This is a genomic window from Mycobacterium terramassiliense (assembly GCF_900157385.1).
In the GTDB taxonomy this organism is placed as follows: Bacteria; Actinomycetota; Actinomycetes; order Mycobacteriales; family Mycobacteriaceae; genus Mycobacterium; species Mycobacterium terramassiliense.
This window is the reverse complement of record NZ_LT717701.1, coordinates 2,307,526-2,328,432: the sequence shown is the minus strand read 5'-3', so window position 1 is coordinate 2,328,432 and position 20,907 is coordinate 2,307,526. Positions and strand designations below refer to the sequence as shown.

Below are 20,907 nucleotides of genomic sequence, written 5' to 3'. Positions count from 1 at the left end.
GCGGGATCGCCCCGTTGCACCCATCGGGCGGTGGCGGGCCCGGCAGGGGTTCGTCGCCGCCGACGCAGTCGTAGTAGAACNAACCGCAACACGAGCCGTTCGGCATCAACCGACAATGATCCTTTTCCTCAACCGGCTCTGAACAGGACCGACTTCATGGCCTGCCCCGGGGTCGAGTGGAGTTGACATCGCCAATCCGTGGCGTCGTAAACTAACAATAGAAGCTCGTAGCTAACTGTCGACTCTTGATCAGAACGAATTGGTTTCAGATTGCCTGTGTTGATTCAACGGTTAAGGGAGTCGGAATGACGTTTCCACTTACCCGCCTCGGCGCCGCGATCGTGGGTTGTGCCGCGGCGTGTGTGTTTTCCACCGGGGTCGCCGCCGACGCAGTCGTAGTAGAACTGCGGGCCCACGATCCAGGTCTTCATCCACTGGTGCCAGAACGACCCGTCGGGGTACTTCTCGCCGTCGCACACGGCCAAATTTCCGTACCCCCATCGACCGCCCGGGCAGAAGCCCTTAGTCATGTCCGGTTGGTGCGGGTCAGGCGGATCGGCGGCGGCGACCCCGGTGGAAAACACACACGCCGCGGCACAACCCACGATCGCGGCGCCGAGGCGGGGAAGTGGAAACGTCATTCCGACTCCCTTAACCGTTGAATCAACACAGGCAATCTGAAACCAATTCGTTCTGATCAAGAGTCGACAGTTAGCTACGAGCTTCTATTGTTAGTTTACGACGCCACGGATTGGCGATGTCAACTCCACTCGACCCCGGGGCAGGCCATGAAGTCGGTCCTGTTCAGAGCCGGTTGAGGAAAAGGATCATTGTCGGTTGATGCCGAACGGCTCGTGTTGCGGTTAGTGGTACCCGCACGGCTAGCACCTTTGCCATGTCGCGGACGTGTCAAACCCGTTGTGGGGCGCAATTGCCCGGGGGAACAAAGGGTCTTCCAATCCGCCTCGGAAGGTCCCATCAACAAATGCGGATAGACGTCTGAGCAACCTGCGGCCGCGTCTGTCACCGGGTCGCTGGTTGGAAAAAGTCTCACAAAAAGTGTCTGCGTGAGACCCGTCTGACGCTCCTACCCGTGAGCGCGGCCCGCTCGGGTCGCACCCCACGAAGGAAACGGAGCACAACATGAGCATCACCCACGGCCTCGACGTGGCCGCCCCGGCGGCGCCCAAACAACGGGCCACAGGGCGCCCCGCGCTGGTGGAACATCTGCGCCGGCTGCGCGTGAACGCCGCGCTCTTCGCGAGCCTGGCCCGGGAAGCCGGCATCGACACCGCCGACAGCGAGGGCACCAACATGATCGCCTGCGTCGTCGGCAGCACGAGCACGGCAATGCGGCTGTCGGGTGCTTTGCTGCGGCACGGTATCTATGCCGACCCGGTCCGTTTCCCCGCCGTACCGCAAGACCAAGCGCGTCTGCGCTTCGTAGTGACCAGCTGTCACTCATCCGAACAGATCCGCTTGATGGTCAACGTCCTGGCCGAGGAGCTGAAACTGCTGAACGCAAAGGGCTTGCGGGACAGCGATTCCGGTGAGCCACGATGAGTAAGGCGACTGGCACTATGCGGCTATTCTGCTTCCACCATGCCGGGGGCGGCGGGTTGGCGTTCAACGCCTGGAAGAAGGCGCTGGGGCCGTCCGTCGAGGTAATTCCGGTCGAGGTCAGCGACCGACAGCGCTTCGCTACGCTGCGGCAGCTCGTCGACGAGGTCAACGATCAGCTGCGATCCGCCCTCGATCAGCCACATATCTTCTTCGGCCACAGTTTCGGCGCCCTGCTGGCGTACCGGTTGGCGTGCGTGCGCGCGGCGCAGGGTTCTCAGGCGCCACGGGCGGTATTCCTGTCCGCGTACGGTGCGCCACACCTGCCGCCGCCACTGCATGTCGTGGATCTACTCGAAGACCAACAGCTCGCAACGCTCCTCCGCGATCTGGGCGGATTGCCTGCGCAACTGACGCGATGGCCCACGCTGCACGAGCGGGCCCTCACCGCCACTCGACACGACTTGCGGCTGTGTATGACGGACGAGGAAGGCGACACCGCGGAACTGCCGTGTCCGATTCATGTCTTTGGCGGCAGCGAAGACCCGCTGGTGAGTGAATCCGACTTGCGTGAATGGCGTTCGCGCACAACGGCGGATTTCTCGGTGCAGCTGCTTCGGGGCGGCCACTTCTATCTTCGTGATCGGCAGGCGCTGTTTGAGACGCTGCGTCCCCTGATGTCGACGATTGCAGCCTAGAGCCTCCCGGCGACGAAGCCAGCGGCCTGATCCACCAGCCCGGAGCCGATGTATGAGGGCTGCAGGTGCGACGGCCAATTCGTGCCCCGGCCGCAGATGGGGTCGCCGGCGGCGCACTGGTCGATCGTCTTACCGGCGAACGCGGGCGCCGGCCCGTGGGTGCCGTTGCCGAACAACGCGACCGCTGCGATGTGCTGATCCGTACCCGTCGGCAGCCCGCCCCACATCGCCCGGTCAACCACCTCGGCACCCAATGAGTAACCACCGAGCACTATGCGTGTGTTCGGGCAATTTCTGGCCATCGATTCGACGTGGGCGCCTATGTCGTTCGCGCCGCTGCCGGTGGTGATGTTGGCGGGGTAATTCACCCCATACACCCCGACCGACATCCGCGTCTTGCCGCGCAGCGAATTGACGAATGCGTCGCCGACTGCGCCGACGCCGGGTGGCTCCTCTCGCCCCCGGGCGAAAACGACTTCGGCGTCGGGACACGCCGCCGATGCGGACGGAGTCAGTCCCGCGATCGGGGCGGGTGTCGCGGCCGGGGCCATCACCAATGCCACCGCGACAACCGCGGCGGCCACCGGGCCGAGGACTCGATGCGCGCCTGGCGTGATCGCGACAAGCCTCATGACGCGATATTACGGACTTAGTATGTGAGGCCGCTTTGCTTTTGGGTTTGCTGGCGGCCAGCGCCCCGCTCCAATAACCAGGTGCTCAGGGGTGTCGCCCTACGCACCGCACGTGTCAACATTGGGACGTGAACGCACACCGATTCGCCCGTTTGCTGGGCACCGCCGCGGTCACCAGCTGGGCGGCGCTGCTGAGCGCACCGATCCTCATTGCCCCCGCCGCCGCTGCATGCCCCGATGCCGAGGTGACGTTCGCCCGGGGCACCGACGAGGCGCCCGGTGCCGGTGGGGTCGGACAGCAATTCATCGATGCGCTGCGCTCCCAGGTTGGCGGCCGGTCCCTCGGGGTGTATCCGGTCAACTACCCCGCCGGCGACGATCTCGCCCCATCCGCATCCGCCGGCGCCAACGATGCGCACGCTCACGTTCGGTCCATGGTGGCCACCTGTCCGAACACCAAACTGGTGCTCGGCGGGTATTCGCAAGGAGCGGGCGTGATCGATCTGACCACCATCGCCCGGGCGCCGGTCGCGGGCCTGGTCCCCGACATTCTCACGGCGGACGAGGCCGATCACGTTGCCGCGGTCGCGACGTTCGGTAATCCGTCGGGCAGATTTCTGGGGGCGCCGCTAACTGAGCTCAGCCCGTGGTACGGGGCCAAGGCCGTCGACTTGTGCGCGCCCGGTGATCCGGTGTGCGCTCCGGGCGCGCTCTTGACCCTGCCTACGCATGACGAGCTGTTCTCCCCCGAGCACCTCTCCTATCTGCACAACGGGATGCCCAGTCAGGCAGCGACTTTCGTGGCAGGCCGCCTTTAGCCGGGCGGTTGTCTGGGGCCGTTACGGTGCGAGCCTGACAAAGCCCGGCGAGGGATCCCTCGGACCGGTACCCCCGGTGCCGCCGGCGTTACCACCGCCGGTGCCGCCACCGCCGCCGCTAGCACCGCCGCCCCCGCCGGCCGCGCCACCCGGCTGAGGACCGACCGCAGGAGGCGGCGGCTCTTGCGGCGGCGGCTCGGCCACCTGTTGCGGCGGAGGCGGCGGCTTTTGGGCTGGAGGCGGCGGCTGTTTTGGTGGTGGCGGCGCCGCCACCGGCTGGCGTGGAGTCCGGATCTGCGCCGCCGGCGGCGGTGTCGCCGGAATCTGCGTCGGATCGGGATCGGTGATCTCTCCGGAGGGAACCGCTGCGGTCAGGCTTGTCAGCCGCGCCTGCCGCGCATCGCTTCGCGTCGTCCCGTTCCATCCCGTGCGGTTCGCCCGGATCGAGGCGATCTTGCCCTGGTCGTATGGGCAGTACGCCCCCACTGCCGCGGTGATGAAACGTGCCTCGGTGCGCGCGAGGCGACCCGGGGCGTATTCGCGCTCGGCCGGGTCGATGCCGAACGCGTTGTTCACCATCGCGTCGACGAGGCCGGCCGCCGGCATGCCGGCGTCGAGTGTGCGACAAACGTCGTGGGCCGTGTCGATGAGGTTCGGCACACCCTGCAGGGCGGGGATGCCCTCCTGATCGAGCAGCGCCAAGAAGCGGTCGTCTTGTGGATCGGCCGCGGCTGCACCGCCGCGCAGAATGGCAACGCCCGACAGCAACACGATGGCGGTAACCAGGGCACCGGAGCGGCCGGTGGTGCCGATGAACATGGAGGGACATCCGTTCTGGATCGGGCCGTCATCGACGGGCGAATTGCATCTCAACGCGTACCTGCGCCGCCCCTCCGGCTTCACGGCGCACGTCGCTGCAACGTGCTACGCGGTCAATCCGTTTACCTTGTGTTCATCTTTTGTTCACGATGATTTTCCATGATAATTCAACGCGATTTCGCAGTAAATAGCCGATTTGGCCGGCGGCGTCGGCTCAGCCCAAACACACTGTGGTGCAGGAGAAACGGCCCGGCTAAGGCCGGGTACCACACCTCAGCAGTCGATCTCCACATTCAAATCGAATTCGTCGAACGCGGCCGAAACGTTCTTGCGCAGCTCTTCTTTCGTATTCGGCCGGTCGAGCAAATAGGCGGAGATCCTGATGAACATCTTCCCTTGGCCCCGCCCCGAGCCCAGGAACAGCTGCCCGCCCATGGCTTCGAGCGTGCTCTTCTTGATGTCGGGCTCGAGGTTTCTCAGGTACGCGTAGTCGGCGTCGGTGCCGTCGGGCCGGTTCGCCGCCGGCGACAGATCACCGACGTTGGAGCACGTGACGGGAAGGGTGGAACCGCCGGCCGCCATTCCCGCTACCTTCCTGGCCGCCCACACCGGTGTCAGCGCGGCGAGCGGCAACGGCGCCAACCACTCGTTGTCGGGGTCCTCCATCGCGGCGAGGATTCCTTGCGTGATCGTGGCTTGCATGTCCCCGAGGTCCGTCGCCGCGCGCGCGGGATCCACCGTCACGTCGACGCTCGTGAGCGCATTGCCACGGGTGTCGTCTTCGGTCCGCAGCGACACCAGGAATCGCAGGGTGACCGTTCCGTCGTCCTGGACGCGACCGACCCGCACCGCGAGCCGGCACGCGATTCCCGCCACCAGCGAGTTGCTGCTTGCGCCAAGGCTTTTCGCGCGGGCATCCCATTCCGCCAGGTCGACGTATGCGGTCAGGGCCGGCACCTCCACCGTCTGATCGCCATTGGACGTCTTGGGAGCCGGTGGCGCCGCCTTCATCGACGATCTGAGCTCTTGGCGGTCGCGCCGGGCCCTTCGCGCCACGGCGCCCAACGCGTGCGCGATGTCGGGCAGGTCGTGGACGGTCTGCCGGAGATCCTCGCGCAACGCCCGGCGCAGCGTGCGCGATCCCGCAGGCGGATAACCGAATTCGCGCGTCCTGCCCTCGGCGGCGTCCTCGATCGCCTGGCCGAACGCGATGGCGTCAACGATCGTGTGTGACGCCACCAGACTGACCGCGGTCCCGCCGTCCTCGAGTGGCAGCACCGCGAGATGCCAGCCGGGTCCCCACTCGGGGTCGATGGGGAGGCGCGCCCGCTCGTCGGCCCACGCGTTCACCTCGGCGCGCGGCCGCGGCGTCGGGGCGAAATCGATGTCGGCCGACGCCGCAGCCACGACCCAGCGATCACGCGCGAACGGCAGCGTGGACCGTTCGATCCTGCGCCCCAGCAACCCGCGTCCGAGATTGCGGTGAAAACGCCGCAATCCCCCGACGTCGACGGGCCGGTTGTAGATCCACGTGACCTGAATCAGGGCGCCGTGCACCGCCCGCAGCGCCAGAAACGCCGCTTGGTCCAGATACGCGAGCCTATCGTCCACCGGCGCAACGCCATTCGTGCTGACCTGAGCCTCCGGGACGGCGGGCGCGGCGGTGTCGGTGAGCAGGTCGGCCAGGTGTGAGGCGAGCGCTGTGGGGCTCGGGTGGTCGAGGGCCAGGGTCGCGGGCAGGACAAGGCCGGTGCGCTGGTTGAGGGTGTTGCGCAGCTCGAGGGCGGTCAGCGAGTCGATGCCGAGGTCCTTGAAGGGCCGGTCGGGATCAAGTGCGGCCGGGTCGGGGTGGGCCAGCACGGCGGCGGTGGTGGCGGTGACCATCGCGGTGAGCGTGTCGAGCCGTTGCCGGGGCGTTTCGGCGGCTAACCGGGCGGCCAGGGTGCGGGGGCTGGCGGTGGCGGCTTGCGGGCGGATGTGGGTCAGGGCGGACAGGATTGGGTCCAGCGTGTTGTGACGAGCCTGGCGCGTCAACGCGCCGGTGTTGAACGGGGTGGCGACCACGTTGGGCCGCTGACTGGTCAACGCGGCGTCGAAGAGGGCCAGGCCGTGTTCGTTGGTGATGGGCGTCAGGCCGGTGCCGGCGAGCCGGGTCAGGTCGCCGGTGGTGAGGTGGGCGGTCATCCCGGACGGGGTCTGCCAGTAACCCCAGGCCACGCTGGTGGCCGCGCGTTGGGTGTGGTGGCGGTGGCGGGCCAGCGCGTCCAGGAAGGCGTTGGCGGCGGCGTAATTGGCCTGCCCGGGGCTGCCCAGGATGCCGGCCGCCGAGGAGAACAACACGAACGCGGCCAGGTCGCGGTCGGCGGTGAGGCGATGCAGATGCCAGGCGGCGTCGGCCTTGGCGGCCAGGACCGCACCGAGCTGGTCGGCGGTCATGTCGCTCACCGCGGCGTCCTCCAGCAGCCCGGCGGCGTGGACGACGGCGCTGGACAGCGTTCCCCCGCAGCATCCTTTGACCGCCGTCGTCCACGCCGCCGGGCTGCTGGTGTCGCAGGCGGTGATGGTGACCTGCGCGCCCAGCTGGGCCAGGCGTTGGTGCAGTTCGCCCGCCCCGGCAGCGTCGGGCCCGCTGCGCGACAGCAGCAGCAGGTGCTTGATGCCGTAGTGGGTGATGAGGTGTTCGGCGAACAGCGCCCCCAGCATGCCGGTGCCCCCGGTGATCAGCGCCGTACCCTCGGGGTCCAACACCGGTTGCGGGATCAGCACGATCTTTCCGGTATGCATCCCTTGGCTCATGTCGCGGAAGGCTTGCGGCGCGTTGACCAGCCCGTAGCTGGTGGTGGGCAACGGCCGCAGCGCACCGGCGGCGAACAGCTGCAGCAGCGCCGCCCACGCCGGCTGCAGGGATTCCGATGCGGCACTGGACAAGTCGTAGACGCGGTAGTCGACCCCGGGATGGGCCGCGGCGATCTCGGCGGGCACCCGGATGTCGGTCTTGCCGATCTCGACGAACCTGCCGCCGCGGGGCAGCAACTGCAGCGAGGCGTCGACAAAGTCCCCGGCCAGGCTGTTGAGCACCACATCCATGCCTTGGCCGTCGGTGGCCGCCTTGAACGTGTCGACGAAATCCAGCGTGCGCGACGACGCGATATGCGAGGCGGCGATGCCCAGCCCGGGCAGCACGTGCTGTTTGTCGGGGTGCGCGGTGGCGAACACCTCGGCACCCAGGTGCCGGGCGATCTGGATCGCGGCCTGACCCACCCCGCCGGCGCCGGCGTGGATGAGCACCCGCTGCCCCGCCGCCAGCCCGGCGATCTCCACCAGGCAGACGTAGGCGGTCAGATACACGATCGGCGCCGAGGCGGCCTGGGTGAACGACCAGCCGGCCGGAACCGCCACCACCATCGCCTCGTCGGTGATCGCGGTGGGCGCAAACGCGTTATGCGGAAACAGCCCCATCACCGCATCCCCGACACGCACCGACGTCCCGGGCCCGGCCTCCAGCACCACCCCGGCGGCCTCGCTGCCCATGCCGTCATCGGCGATGGCGCCCAACGCCACCACCACATCACGGAAGTTCAGCCCGGCCGCGCGCACCTGCACGCGAATCTGCCCCGCCGCCAGCGCGTCCGGCGCCTCGGTGGGCAACAACGCCAGATTGGCCAGATCACCCTTGCGGCTGGTCCCCAACTGCCAATCGGGCCCACCCGGCGCCGCCAGGATCGGCGTGCGGGCCAGCCGCGGAACGTGGACAACACCCTTGCGCACGGCCAGCTGCGGCTCACCGGCCGGTCGCGCCACAACGATCGCCGACAGCTTGTCCTGGCTGGCCGCGAAGCCATCGGTGTCCAGCAACGTGATCCGCTCGGGATGCTCGTTCTGGGCGGTGTGAACCAGCGCCCACGCCGCCGCGTGCGCCGCATCGGGGACCCCGTCAAAAGCGCTCACGCCGACCGCATTTCGGGTGACGACCACCAAATGCGCGTGCGCGGCATCGGACCGGGCCAGCCAACCCTGCAACTGAGCCAACACCTCACGGGCCAGGCTGTGCGCGCGCCGCAGCGGATCGGACTCGTCGGCGTGCGGCAGCGGCCAGATCACCACCTCCGGGGGCGCGGTCACCGAGGCAAGGTCCTTATCCACCCACACCGGTGGTTGCTCCCCCGGGGGACCCGCCAGCTCGGGCGCCGACGGCCAGGTCAGCTCGAACAGGCTGTCGGATAGCCCGGCCATCGAAGGCCGGCCGATCTGGTCGGAGACCGCCCGCAACGTCAACGCGCCGATGGTGATCACCGGCGCGCCGGTGGGGTCGGTGGCGCGCAGCTCAAACGTGTCCTCGCCGGTGCGGGTCAGCTGCACGTGCAGCTGGCTGGCGGCGGTGGCATACAGGGTGACCCCGGTGAACGCGTACGGCACCCGCAGCGACCCCGGGTCCGCCCCGTCGGTGCGGTCCAACACGGCGGCCAACGGATGCAGGGCGGCGTCGAGCAGGGCGGGATGGATGCCGTAGCCGGCGACGTCCGTCCCGGCGGGCAACGACACCTCGGCGTAGACGACATCAGGCCGGGCCGGGTCGGTGCCGATGCCCCGCACCGACCGGAACGGACCGCCGTAGCGGTAGCCCCGCTGGGCCAGCCCGTCATAGAAGTCGTCCTGGTCGAACGCCTCCACCCCCGGCGACGGCGTGGCCGGGGTGCCGGCGGTGGGCTGATCGGCGCTGAGCGCGCCGCTGGCATGCAGCGTCCACGCGTCGGCAAGCTGACCGCCGGTGCGCGAGTGCACGGTGAATGGGCGCCGCCCCTGCTCGTCGAGCGGTTGCACCAGGATCTGCAGGTCGGCGGGAGCCTGGTCCGACAGAGTCAGGGCGGTATGCAGCACCAGCTCGTCGATCGCCGGGCAGCCCGCGAGCTCACCGGCCCGCAGGAGCACCTCGACGAACCCCGTCGCCGGGAACAGCACGGTGTCGTTGACCTGATGGCCGGCCAGCCAGCCCTGGGTGCCGGTCGACAGCCGCCCGCTGACCATGACCTGGTCTTGGTCGGCCAGCCCGACGACGGCGCCCAACAAGGGGTGTTCCGCGCCGTCGAGGCCGAGCCCGCCGGCGTCGCTGCTCGGGGCGGGGGCCAGCCAGTAGCGGCGGTGGTCGAAGGGGTAAGTGGGGAGGGCGACGGTGTGGGCGTGCGGATACAGCGCCGACCAGGACGGGCTGTGGCCGTGATTGTGCAGCTGGGCCAGGGCGGTGGCCAGGCTGTCCTGGTCGGGACGGTCTCGGTGCAACGTGATGACCACCGACGATTGGGTCCGCCCCGCGGCCTGTGCCAGGGTGTCGGTGATGGCGGGGGCCAACACCGGGTGTGGGGAGAGCTCCACGAACGTGCACTCACCGGCGCCCAGGCGCTCGACTACCCGGTCGTGGAATCGCACCGGCTCGCGCAGGTTGCGATACCAGTAGTCGGCGTCCATCGTGGTGGTGTCCAGCGGGGCGGCCGAAACCGCCTGTCCCACCGTGGAATACAGCGGGATGCGCGCTGGTATCGGAGTCAGGCCGGCCAGGCCGGCCAGGAGGCGCTCGCGTGCCGGTTCGACCTGAGCGGAGTGCGACGCGTAGTCGACCGCGATGTGCCGGATGTGCAGACCGTCGCGTTCACCGGCGGCGGTGAACTCCTCCAGCGCGGTGGGGTCACCGCTGATGATGGTGTGCGACGGGCCGTTGATCGCGGCGATGCTCAGCGCCGCGCCCCAGGGTTGCAGGCGTGGCCGCAGTTGTTCGGCATCCAGCAGCACCGAGGCCATGCCGCCGGTCCCACCCAAGGCGCCGAGCGCTTGGCTGCGCAGCGCCACCACCTTGACGGCGTCGGGCAGCGGGAGGACCCCGGCGATGTAGGCCGCGGCGATCTCTCCTTGGGAGTGGCCGATCACCGCGTCGGGAACGATGCCGTAGCCGGCCAACACCTCGGCCAGCGACACCATCATCGTGAACAAGACGGGCTGCACCACGTCGACGCGGTCCAACGCCGGGGCGCCCGGGTCCTGGCGCAGGACGTCACGCACCGACCAGTCGGCAAACGGGCGCAACGCCTCGTCACAGGCGTCCACGGTGGCGGCGAACACGCGGTGGTGCTCGTAGAGCTCACGCCCCATGCCCGGGTACTGGGCGCCCTGGCCGGGCAACACGAACACGGTCTTTCCCCGCAGGTGGGCGAGGTAATGGTGGCTGGTCAGCTGCGGGTGCGGCTGTCCGGTGCGCAGGGCATCCAGCGCTTCCAGCAGGTCGTCGCGCGGGTCGGCGCTATCTGCCGCGGCGGTGATGACCGCGCGATGGGAGTGATGGGTGCGGGTGGCGCCCAGGCTGTAGGCCACGTCGGTCAGATCCAGCTCGGGGTGGGAAACCAGGTGCTGGTGCAACCGGTCGGCCTGCCCGCTCAACGCCGCGGGGGTGCGCGCCGAGACCGGCCACATCGCCAACCCGAACTCCACACCGTCGTTGGTCTGTTCGGCCGGTTCGATCGGCGGGGCTTGTTGGAGGATGACGTGCGCATTGGTGCCGCTGATCCCGAACGAGGACACCGCCGCGGTGCGCGGGTGATCGGCGTGCGGCCACGGCACCGGCTCGGTGAGCAACCGCACCGTGCCGGCCGACCAGTCGACGTGCGGGCTGGGCCGATCCACGTTCAGCGTCGGGGGCAAGGTGTCGTGATTGAGGGCCTCGATCATCTTGATCATTCCGGCCACCCCGGCGGCGGCCTGGGTATGCCCGATGTTGGATTTGATCGAGCCCAGCCACAACGGGCGCTGCGCGTCGCGCGCGCTGCCGTAGGTGGCGATCAACGCGCCCGCCTCGATCGGATCACCCAGACTGGTGCCGGTGCCGTGCGCCTCCACCACGTCGACCTGATCCAGCCCGATACCGGCGTTGGCCGCGGCCTGGGCGATGACCCGTTGTTGGGCCGGCCCGTTGGGGGCGGTCAGCCCGTTGGAGGCGCCGTCTTGGTTGATCGCCGAGCCGGCGATGACCGCCAGCACCGGATGGTGGTTGCGCTGGGCGTCGCTGAGCCGCTCCAGCACCAACACCGCGGCCCCCTCACCCCAGCCGGTGCCATCGGCGTTGGCGGAGAACGCCTTACACCGCCCGTCGGCGGCCAACCCGCGCTGGCGGGCGAACTCGGTGAACACCGAAGGTGTCGTCATCACCGTGGCACCACCGGCGAGGGCGAGAGCCGACTCGCCGTTACGCAGGGACTGACACGCCAAATGCGTTGCCACCAGCGACGACGAGCACGCCGTGTCGATCGTGATGGCCGGGCCCTGCAACCCCAACGCGTATGCCACCCGACCGGAAGCCACGCTGGTGGACAGGCCGGTCAGCCCGTATCCCTCCGCGCCATCGGAACCGCCCGCGCCGTAGGTTTGTGACCACGCCCCGACGAACACCCCGGTCTCCGAGCGCGCCAAGCCAGCCGGGTCAATTCGGGCCGATTCCAACGCTTCCCAGCACACCTCGAGCAGCAACCGCTGCTGCGGGTCCATGGTTTGAGCCTCGCGCGCCGAGATCCCGAAGAACTCCGCGTCGAACTCGGCCGCCTCCGCCAAAAACCCCCCTACGCGGGTGTAGGTCTTGCCGACCGCGTCGGGGTCGGGGTCGAACAACTCCGCCAGATTCCAGCCGCGGTCGGCCGGGAACTCCCCCACCGCATCGACGCCACCGGACACCAGATCCCACAGCGCCGCCGGCGAATCCACCCCTCCCGGGAACCGACACGCCATGCCCACCACCGCAATCGGCTCGTCCGACTCCGCCCGCGATCCCGCCTGCGGGGCCGCCGCGACCGGTCCGCTCAGCAGCCGGCCCAGGTGCGTGGCCAGCTCGTCCGGGGTCGGGTAGTCGAAGGCCAGCGTGGCCGGCAAGGCCAGCTTGGTTTCGGTCTTGAGCCGGTCGAGCAACTCCGTTGCCTTCACCGAGTCGAACCCCAAGTCCTGGAAAGGGCACTCGGGATCGATGTCCTGGGGGCTGGAATTGCCCAACACCGTTGCCACCTGCGAGCACACCACGCCGAGCAGCAGGTCGTGTTGCTGCTGGCGCAGCGTGCCCAGGCGTTGCGCCCAATCCGAGTCGGGCTCGGCGCCCGCACCGGTGTCGTCGGCCACGCGCGGTTCCGGCCGGCGGGTCGGCTCGTCCCAGCGGGTGAACTCGTTGCGCAAATACCGTTGCAGGGAATCCCGCCGCCTGACCTTGCCGCTGGTGGTGAGGGGGATCGAATGAGGCGGCACCAGAACGAGATCCGCGACGCTCAGCTCATGTGCCCTCGATATCGCCGCGGTGATCTGACGTCTGACGACGCCCAGCCGCTGCGCGGCCTCGTCCGGATCGTCGCCGGCCTTGAATTCGACGATGGTGACCAGCTTTTCGACGCCGTCGTCGTCGGGAACCGCGATCGCCACGACGCGGCCCGCGGTGATTTCCTGGATCGTCGCCTCGATGTCGTCGGGAGCGTGGTTGCGCCCGTACACGATCAGGAGGTCCTTGATGCGGCCGACGATGAACATCTCGTCGTCGGAGAAGAAGCCGAGGTCTCCGGTTCTCAGCCACGGCGCTTCGGGCGTCCCGGCCGACGGATTGACAAGCGTTGCGCCGAAGGTTCGTTCGCTCTCCTGCGGTTTCTGCCAGTAGCCGGAACAGACGTTGTCGCCGTGCACCCAGATCTCACCGACCGTCCCCGGCGGGCATTCGATGCTGGTCTCGGGGTCGACGATGCGCACCGTCTGCGTCGTCGGCATGCCGTAACTGACCAGCGGTATGCCTTCTCCGCCAGCGCAGCGCTGCGCGTCGCCAGCGGTCAGCTTTTCGGATTCGAAGAAAACGGTCGCCGGTGGCAGACCGGTTTCCAGTGTGGCCACCAAGAGCGTGGCCTCGGCGAGACCGTACGAAGGGCGCAGCGCCTCGGGGCGAAGGTTGAACCGGGCGAACCGCTCGGCGAAGCGCCGCAGCGTCGGGGGGTTGACGCGTTCGGCGCCGTTGAGGATGTTGCGCACGCCCCCAAGGTCAAGCCCGGCCAGGTCGTCGTCCGAAGTTTTCCGCGCCGCCAATTCAAAAGCGATGTTCGGCCCGGCCGAAAAAGCGTGGGGGTTGCTGGCCAGCATCTGCATCCAGCGCGCCGGTCGCTGCAGGAACGCCGGCGGGCTCGTGAGCACGGTGCGAAATCCCGCCATGATCGGGAAACAAATGCTCAGGACCAGCCCCATGTCGTGGAAGAACGGCAGCCATGACACCACCGTGGTGTCCGGCGGAGCGATCCCGTCCTCGTAGAAGGCGGACATGATCTGTTGGCAGTTGACCTGAATGTTCTTGTGCGAGACCACGACTCCCGCTGGGGTGCGGGTCGAGCCGGAGGTGTATTGCAAATGCGCAACGCTCGGCAGAGTCTCGGCGTCCGTGGCGGATCCTGGCTCCGAGTCAAGATCCAGCAGATCGACCTCGACGAGCGATGGCGCGCGCTCGCCGGGCCTTGACTGGATGTACTCGGCGATGTCGCCCGCGACGGGGGAGGTCGTGAGGATGGACGACGGCGCCGCGTCCAGCAGGACCGAGCTGACCCGCTCGTCGCCCGCGCCCCGCAGCGGAAGCGGCAGCGGGACCGCGATCTGACCGGCCTGCAGGGCGCCCAGGAAGCCGAGAAGGTACTCGAGTCCTTGCGGCGCCAATATCACGGCGCGGTCGCCGTTGGACCCGCAAGCTGTGAGCGCCCGTGCGACGTTCCGCGTCCGCCGATACAGCTGCGACCACGTCAGACTTTCCGCGACCCCCGCCGGGTCCTGCTCGTAGTCGACGTAGGTAAACGCCGTCTCATCGGGCCGAAGCAGGGCCCGCTCGCGCAGCACAACGGGGATCGAAGACTCAATCACAGCGCTTGACGATACCCATGAACCGGCAGGGCGTCGGCGAAACCGGCGCAGCCGGGGAGAAGCCGCGGTCGGGAAGCCCGGCGGCGGCATGACATGGCGCCGAATATGGCCGTTTTCGCCATGTCGGGTCACGCGGGAAGGATGTGTTCATTCGACGTCAAACACGTTGCGGTACAACGGTTACCGATCCGGCAGGTGGAGCTTGAAGACCTCGATCAGGTGACGCCCGACATCATCGAGCGCGGCCGTCGACTGGGTCGCGAGCGCGAGGAGGACGGCGCCTTCGATGGCGGCGACGGTCAATGTGGCCAGCGAGCGAGCGCTGTCACCATCGGCACCCGACTTGACCAGCCGGTCAGCGAGGATCATCTGCCACTGATCAACGGCCTCACGGGCCGCCTGGGCGGCCGCCGGCGCGTCATGCCGACCGAGGATCGCCGCGACGACCGGGCATCCCGCTTGCATCTGCGTCCCACTCAGCTGCGCCTTCCATTCATCGATGAAGGTCTGGACCGCCTGGGCGGGGTGGCCCCCGTCATCCGCTGACCGGATCACCGCGGTCAGCTCCTGTCCCGCCAGGCGGGTGGCTTCGGCGATGAGTTCCGCTTTGCCGCCCGGAAAGTTCAGGTAGACGGTTCGGCGGGCGACTCCGCTGTCCTCCAGCAGCGCATTGAGGCCGGTTCCGGCCACACCCCGCCGGCGCACCAATCCCGTGACACTGGCGATGAGGGCATCCCGCGCCGACATATTCGCCGCCTTTCGTCGCAATTCAGGGTTGAACTATACCAATCGGTCTACTAGCCTGAGGCCATGAGGAGCACCAACGAGCAAAAGACGCTGCGAAAGTTCCGCAGGGAACGTGCGATCGGGCGCTATCTGCTCAACCCGGCCGTGAAGGGGTTGAGCGCACTCGGGGTGCGCACCACCATGGCCACCGAGCTGGAAACCATCGGCCGCAAGACCGGCCAGGCACGCCGGGTCCCGGTTTCGGCCCAATTCGACGACGGCGGCGCGTGGGTGATCTGCCAGCACGGCACCCGCTCGGGCTGGGGCAGAAACATCACCGACAACCCGAAAGTCCGTATGCGACAGGGCAATCAGTGGCGCGCCGGGGTCGCGACATTCAGGCCGGACGACGACGTCGTCGCGCGTGCCCGCAAGTTCGGACGACTCGCGGCCAGGATGGTCAAGGCGCTGGAAACGACCCCGGTGTCGGTTCGGATCGACTTCACCGACTAGGTCCGATGGTGGCGACCCGCCACTAAATTAACTACGCGCCCGGCGCGTACTGCCAGACTGCGTCGTGGCTCGCCTCCGCCGTCGGGTTGCACCACATCGTGCGCCCGGCGGCGTCGCGGGCGGTGGCGTTCCGCACGGAGCACGGGTGGCCCGCGGCCGGAAGGTTGAAGTAGGCGACTGCCATACCGATCGCGATGATGATTGCGGTGGCCGATGAGACCATCGCCAACCGGAGGAATCCGAGTTTCCTGTTCGCTTTCTTCTCCGCCGTGGTGCACATAAGTGCTCCTCCCGTCAGTTGCCGCATCGATCTGCTCGTGAACTGAGCTTCGGCAGGAAGGCTTGAGGGATTCTCAATGGATCCTTGGCGGGCGTTTGGGCCGGTGAGCGCGCCAAGTACCGTTATCCGGATGAGCGAGTCCGACCCCGTCCTGTACCGCGTCGACGCTCGCGTCGCGCTCATCACCGTCAACGACCCGGATCGGCGCAACGCGTTCACCGACGAGATGTCGGCGCGGCTGCGCGAGGCCGTGGAGCGGGCGGAATCCGATCCCAAGGTGCACGCCGTCGTGGTCACCGGCGCGGGCAAGGCGTTTTGCGCCGGCGCCGACCTCAGCGCCCTCGGCGCTGCCGGTAGCGGCGCGGCGGAGACGGGGCTGCGGCGCATCTACGACGGGTTCATGGCCGTCGGCAATTGCCGGCTGCCCACGATCGCCGCGGTCAACGGGGCGGCCGTCGGCGCGGGCCTCAACCTGGCGCTGGCGGCGGACGTGCGCATCGCGGGGCCCGGCGCGTTGTTCGACGCCCGTTTCCAAAAGCTGGGGCTCCATCCCGGCGGGGGCGCGACATGGATGCTGCAACGCGCGGTGGGTCCCCAGGTCGCGCGCGCGGCCCTGCTGTTCGGGATGCGCTTCGACGCCCAATCGGCCGTGGGGCACGGGTTGGCGCTCAGCGTCGCCGACGACCCCGTCGCCGCGGCGCTCGAGCTTGCCGCCGGTCCCGCGGCCGCGCCCCGCGAGGTGGTGCTGGCGACCAAGGCGACGATGCGCGCCACGATCAACCCGGGGTCGGTGGACACCGAACAACACGACCTCGCCATGCGCGCGGAGCTCGACCCGCAGGCGTCCTCCATCCAATCACCGGAATTCGCAAGCAGGTTGGCCGCGGCGCGACGTCGCTAGACCCGAGCTGAACGCGACACTGCCACCACGCGCACGACACGACTCGGGTCGCCGTCGCTTGAGTCTCGGCGAGCACCGCGCCGGCCGTTAGCTCGCGGGATCACCCGCGCAGTGGGTGTGGTCTTTGAGGACCGTTCCGCCGCCGGAGTTGGCGACGGCGGCCGCCTCCGCGTCGCCACGTGTGGGACCCCAACCGCCGAAGTATCTGGTGTGCGCGGGAGGCATGGCGATGGCGACGCAACCGCCTTGCCCGCTGGCCAACAGGCGACAGTCGCTGATTGTCTTGCGGCACGCCGACATCACATTTTTTTCTGCGTCGGCTTGGCTGGTTCCTCCGCTGACCTGGATCTGGCCTGTGGAGTCCGATATCGCCATCGCGATCCACGGGTCGTCGGCCTGGGCGAGCGGCGTTGCCGCAACTGTGATGCCGATCGCCATCGCCGCCGCTGCTGGTGTCTTCATGGCGCCTCCCCGCCCTATGCCTTTGCGCTGCGCCGCAGTGGCGCTGATCAACGCGAAGAATCGATTCTCCCCCGTCGCCGCCTCCGGCGCGACAGCAACCACGCGACCGCCCCCGCCGAACTGCACTAATGCCACCGAAAACCGGCGCCAAATCGTAGGGAGGCGGACCTGGGGCACACCAACATGGTCAATGGGTACTGGACACTTTCAACAATCAAAGTTGCGCCGACGGAACACTTGCATCGTGCGGCCCGCGGCCACCCGCCGGGACACCGAAACCGACCAGATCCGGATCAAACAGGCTTCATCTCCTGACGCCTACAGATCCAGCAGGGCAGTCTCGGGCGACTCGATCAGATCCCGCAGCTCGCAGACGAACCGCGCCACCTGCGCGCCGTCCGCGACGCGGTGGTCGAACACGCATGTCAGCGCCATCGTCGAGCGCACGGCAACCTCGCCGCCGACGACCACTGGCCGCGGCCTGATCGCGCCCATGCCCAGGATGGCCGCCTCCGGATGGTTGATCACCGGTACTCCGTCGTCCAACCCGAGCGCCCCGAAGTTCGACACGGTGAAGGTGGAGCCCGTCAGTTCGGCGGGCGTCAGGGTGCCCTGGCGCGCGCCTTTGATCAATTCGGCAGTCCGGCAGGACAACTCGCGCGTGGTCATCTTCTGCGCGTCGGCGATCACCGGCACCAGCAGCCCGCGTTCGGTGGCCGCACCGAACCCCAGATGCACGCCCCGATGGACATGCACGTGTGGGCCTTCGGGCGAGTCGACCCACGTCGAGTTGAGAATCGCGTTGTGTCCCAAGGCGATAACGAGCAGCCGCAGCGTGAGCACGAACGGCGTGATGTCGGGGTCCGTGGAACGGTCGCTCAATCGCAGCAGCGCGGTGCAATCCACGTCGACGCCGGCTTTCGCGGCCGGGATCTCCCGGTGCGACAGGGCCAGCTTCTCCGCCATCCTGGCCTGCACGCCGCGGACCGGCCTAACGTCATCCGCCGTGCCGTGAGCGGCGGCCAACACGTCCGCGCGGGTGATGACCTCGTCCCGGTCGCGCCGCAGCGAGGCGAGATCGACCGCAAGCTCCTTGGCCAGCTTGCGCACCGGCGGGGCGGCGAGCGGGCGGCCGGTCCGTCGGCTGGCGTCGATGCCGGCGTCGGCGCCGTAGCCGACCAGCGTGGGCACGACGGCCGGGCCGGGTGCGGTGTCGATGCGGACCAGCACCGCACCGACCTTGAGCACATCGCCCTCGGCGCCGTTGGTTTCGACGATGCGCCCGGCGTACGGGCTCGGGATCTCCACCTCGGCCTTGGCGGTCTCCACCGAACACAACACCTGGTTGAGCTCGACGTCGGCGCCGACCTCGACATACCAGCACGAGACCGTCACCTCTTCGAGCCCCTCGCCGAGATCGGGCACCCGAAACGACATCACCCGGTCGTCGGCGCTCATGGCATTCCCAGCGCGCGCTCGACGCAGTCCAGCAGCCGGTCGGGCCCCGGCAGCCACAACCCCTCCAACCGCGCCGGCGGGTAGGGCGTGTCAAAACCGCAGGCGCGCAATACCGGCGCCTCCAGCTCGTAGAACATCTCCTCCTGGATGCGCGCGGCCAGGCCGGCCCCGTAGCCCAGACTGCGCGGCCCCTCGTGCAGCACCACGCAGCGGCCGGTCCGGTGAATCGAGGCGGCGACGGTGTCGAAGTCCAGCGGGACCAGCGACCGCAGATCGATGACCTCCAGGCTCCAATCCCGTTGGTGCTGAGCCTCTTCCGCCGCAGCGACGGCGGTGTTCACCAGGCTACCGTACGTCACGACGGTGACGTCACGGCCGGGCCGGCGCACCATGGCCTGCCCGATGGGCGGTTCGGAATGCGCGGTGTCGACCGCGCCGCGCCCCTGATAGCGCCGCTTCGGTTCCAGGTACATCACCGGGTCGGGGCACGCGATGGAGTGACGAAGCAGCCAGTAGGCGTCGGCCGGGCTGGACGGCACCACCACCTTCAGACCGGCGGTGTGCGCCCAATAGGACTCGGTGGAATCCGAATGATGTTCGGCCGCACCGATTCCCCCGAAAGACGGGATCCGGACGGTGACCGGCATGTTGATCTCGCCCCTGGTGCGGGTGCGGTACTTCGCCAAGTGGCTGACCACCTGATCGAAGGCGGGGTAGGAGAACCCGTCGAACTGAATCTCGGGCACCGGCACGAAGCCGCGCAGCGCCAGGCCGACCGCGATGCCGATGATGGCGGATTCGGCCAGCGGCGTGTCGAAACAGCGCGCCTCACCGAATGTTTCGGCCAGGCCCTCGGTGACCCGGAACACGCCGCCCTCGACCGAGACGTCCTCTCCGAACACCAGGACGCGATCGTCGGCGGCCATCGCGTCGTGCAGCGCGCGGTTGAGCGCCTGCACCATGGTCAACGGCTGCGTGACGGTCGCGTCGCGGGCCGGTGCCGCGGGACGGTCTTCGAGCTGGGTCATTCCAGCCGCCCAAGCTCGGCCAGCAGCTGCTGGCGCTGCGCCTGCAACCCGGGCGTGATCTCGGCGTACACCGTGGTGAACACCTCGTCGACGTCGAAGTCGGGCGCGTCGAACACCGCGTCGCGCAATTCGGCCCGCATCCGCTTCGCCCGCGCGGCAATCCGCTCCTCCAGCCGTTCCGACCACAGCCCCTGGGCCTGTAGGTAGGCGCGGTAGCGCGGGATCGGGTCCAGCGCCGCCCACCGGTCCACTTCGTCCTGCGTCCGGTAACGGCTCGGATCGTCGGAGGTGGTGTGCGGGCCGAGCCGGTAGGTGACCGCCTCGATCAACGTCGGGCCGCCGCCGGCGCGGGCGCGGGCGGCGGCCTCGGCCACCACCGCGTAGCACGCCAGCACGTCGTTGCCGTCCACCCGGATCCCGGGCATTCCGTAGCCAATCGCCTTGTGCGCGAGGGAAGGTGCGGCGGTCTGTTTGGACACCGGCACCGAGATCGCCCATTGGTTGTTCTGCACGTAGAACACGCACGGCGCGACGAACACGGCCGCGAAGTTCAGTGCCTCGTGCACGTCGCCCTCGCTGGTGGCGCCGTCACCCAGGAAGGCCACCGTCACCGAATCCTCGCCCAGACGTTGCGCGGCCATCGCCGCGCCGACGGCGTGCAGGGTCTGGGTGCCGATCGGAATCGACATCGGGGCGCAGCATTTCTTGGTGAAATCCAGTCCGCCGTGCCACGTTCCGCGCCACGCCGCCCCGACGTGTCCGGGCGGGATGCCGCGCACCAGGTACGCGCCGAGCTCGCGGTACTGGGGAAACAGCCAGTCCGTCTTGCGCAGGCAGGCGGCGGCCCCGACCTGGGCGGCTTCCTGGCCGCGGCAGGAGGCGAACAGCGCCAATTGCCCCTGACGCTTCAGGTTGACGAACTCGGTGTCCAGCTCGCGGGTGACCACCATCATCTCGTGGAGCCAGCACAGGGTCTCCGGCGGAAGGCCCCGGCCGTAACGGCTTTCGGACGTCGGCGTGCCGTCGGCGGCGACGAGTTGCACCGGATCGAGGTCGACGGTCATCGGCTTCTGAGACACATCCGCCATGCCGCCTCCTTGGCGATCGCCAGC

General features: G+C 68.6%; 14 protein-coding genes and 1 pseudogene. 5 read left to right on the top strand and 10 right to left on the bottom strand.

The features are described 5' to 3' along the window. Window positions 1-374: 374 nt before the first annotated feature. A pseudogene (locus MTAB308_RS25710) lies at window positions 375-641 on the bottom strand (hypothetical protein); the annotation flags it as partial. A gap of 502 nt (window positions 642-1,143) precedes the next feature. Between MTAB308_RS25710 and MTAB308_RS25705 the strand changes: the two are divergent. Both MTAB308_RS25705 and MTAB308_RS25700 read left to right on the top strand, forming a co-directional pair. Then, the gene (locus MTAB308_RS25705) at window positions 1,144-1,563 is read left to right on the top strand and encodes a PLP-dependent aminotransferase family protein (RefSeq protein WP_077103340.1); all 420 of its coding nucleotides are present in this window, start codon (window positions 1,144-1,146) and stop codon (window positions 1,561-1,563) included. Then, complete coding sequence (locus tag MTAB308_RS25700; protein ID WP_077103338.1) at window positions 1,560-2,258, top strand: thioesterase II family protein; 699 nt, start codon at window positions 1,560-1,562, stop codon at window positions 2,256-2,258. The genes MTAB308_RS25705 and MTAB308_RS25700 overlap by 4 nt, the downstream gene beginning before the upstream one ends. Here the strand turns inward: MTAB308_RS25700 and MTAB308_RS25695 are convergent. Next, on the bottom strand, window positions 2,255-2,890 hold the full coding sequence (locus tag MTAB308_RS25695; protein ID WP_077103336.1) for a cutinase family protein: 636 nt from the start codon (window positions 2,888-2,890) through the stop codon (window positions 2,255-2,257). The two genes, MTAB308_RS25700 and MTAB308_RS25695, sit on opposite strands and share 4 nt — an antisense overlap. Window positions 2,891-3,018: 128 nt before the next feature. On the opposite strand from MTAB308_RS25695, the gene MTAB308_RS25690 reads away from it, so the two are divergent. Next, window positions 3,019-3,708 carry a cutinase family protein gene (locus MTAB308_RS25690; RefSeq protein WP_216823694.1) on the top strand — a complete coding sequence of 230 codons (690 nt, stop codon included), beginning with the start codon at window positions 3,019-3,021 and terminating at the stop codon, window positions 3,706-3,708. A 21-nt stretch (window positions 3,709-3,729) separates the two neighbouring features. Here the strand turns inward: MTAB308_RS25690 and MTAB308_RS25685 are convergent, their stop codons facing one another. The 3 genes from MTAB308_RS25685 to MTAB308_RS25675 all read right to left on the bottom strand — a co-directional run bounded on the left by MTAB308_RS25685 (window position 3,730) and on the right by MTAB308_RS25675 (window position 15,174). Then, on the bottom strand, window positions 3,730-4,527 hold the full coding sequence (locus tag MTAB308_RS25685; protein WP_077103334.1) for a DUF732 domain-containing protein: 798 nt from the start codon (window positions 4,525-4,527) through the stop codon (window positions 3,730-3,732). 273 nt (window positions 4,528-4,800) lie between these two features. After that, window positions 4,801-14,427 (bottom strand): type I polyketide synthase, encoded by a 9,627-nt coding sequence (locus tag MTAB308_RS25680; protein ID WP_077103331.1) that lies wholly within the window; start codon window positions 14,425-14,427, stop codon window positions 4,801-4,803. 180 nt (window positions 14,428-14,607) lie between these two features. Continuing rightward, on the bottom strand, window positions 14,608-15,174 hold the full coding sequence (locus MTAB308_RS25675; protein ID WP_077103329.1) for a TetR/AcrR family transcriptional regulator: 567 nt from the start codon (window positions 15,172-15,174) through the stop codon (window positions 14,608-14,610). Between the two features lie 63 nt (window positions 15,175-15,237). Between MTAB308_RS25675 and MTAB308_RS25670 the strand changes: the two genes are divergently transcribed. Beyond that, on the top strand, window positions 15,238-15,666 hold the full coding sequence (locus MTAB308_RS25670; RefSeq protein WP_077103327.1) for a nitroreductase/quinone reductase family protein: 429 nt from the start codon (window positions 15,238-15,240) through the stop codon (window positions 15,664-15,666). A 31-nt stretch (window positions 15,667-15,697) separates the two neighbouring features. On the opposite strand, the gene MTAB308_RS25665 is transcribed toward MTAB308_RS25670, so the two are convergent. Continuing rightward, the gene (locus MTAB308_RS25665; protein WP_077103325.1) at window positions 15,698-15,946 is read right to left on the bottom strand and encodes a hypothetical protein; all 249 of its coding nucleotides are present in this window, start codon (window positions 15,944-15,946) and stop codon (window positions 15,698-15,700) included. A gap of 130 nt (window positions 15,947-16,076) precedes the next feature. Between MTAB308_RS25665 and MTAB308_RS25660 the strand changes: the two genes are divergently transcribed. After that, on the top strand, window positions 16,077-16,847 hold the full coding sequence (locus tag MTAB308_RS25660; RefSeq protein WP_077103323.1) for an enoyl-CoA hydratase: 771 nt from the start codon (window positions 16,077-16,079) through the stop codon (window positions 16,845-16,847). 87 nt (window positions 16,848-16,934) lie between these two features. On the opposite strand, the gene MTAB308_RS25655 is transcribed toward MTAB308_RS25660, so the two are convergent. The 4 genes from MTAB308_RS25655 to pdhA all read right to left on the bottom strand — a co-directional run bounded on the left by MTAB308_RS25655 (window position 16,935) and on the right by pdhA (window position 20,883). After that, on the bottom strand, window positions 16,935-17,309 hold the full coding sequence (locus tag MTAB308_RS25655; protein WP_077104794.1) for a DUF4189 domain-containing protein: 375 nt from the start codon (window positions 17,307-17,309) through the stop codon (window positions 16,935-16,937). A gap of 318 nt (window positions 17,310-17,627) precedes the next feature. Continuing rightward, a complete protein-coding gene (locus MTAB308_RS25650; RefSeq protein WP_077103321.1) occupies window positions 17,628-18,767 on the bottom strand; it encodes a dihydrolipoamide acetyltransferase family protein in 1,140 nt (379 codons plus the stop codon). Next, on the bottom strand, window positions 18,764-19,795 hold the full coding sequence (gene bkdB / locus MTAB308_RS25645; RefSeq protein WP_077103319.1) for a 3-methyl-2-oxobutanoate dehydrogenase subunit beta: 1,032 nt from the start codon (window positions 19,793-19,795) through the stop codon (window positions 18,764-18,766). The genes MTAB308_RS25650 and bkdB overlap by 4 nt, the downstream gene beginning before the upstream one ends. Continuing rightward, window positions 19,792-20,883 (bottom strand): pyruvate dehydrogenase (acetyl-transferring) E1 component subunit alpha, encoded by a 1,092-nt coding sequence (gene pdhA, locus MTAB308_RS25640; RefSeq protein WP_077103317.1) that lies wholly within the window; start codon window positions 20,881-20,883, stop codon window positions 19,792-19,794. The genes bkdB and pdhA overlap by 4 nt, the downstream gene beginning before the upstream one ends. Window positions 20,884-20,907 lie beyond the last annotated feature (24 nt).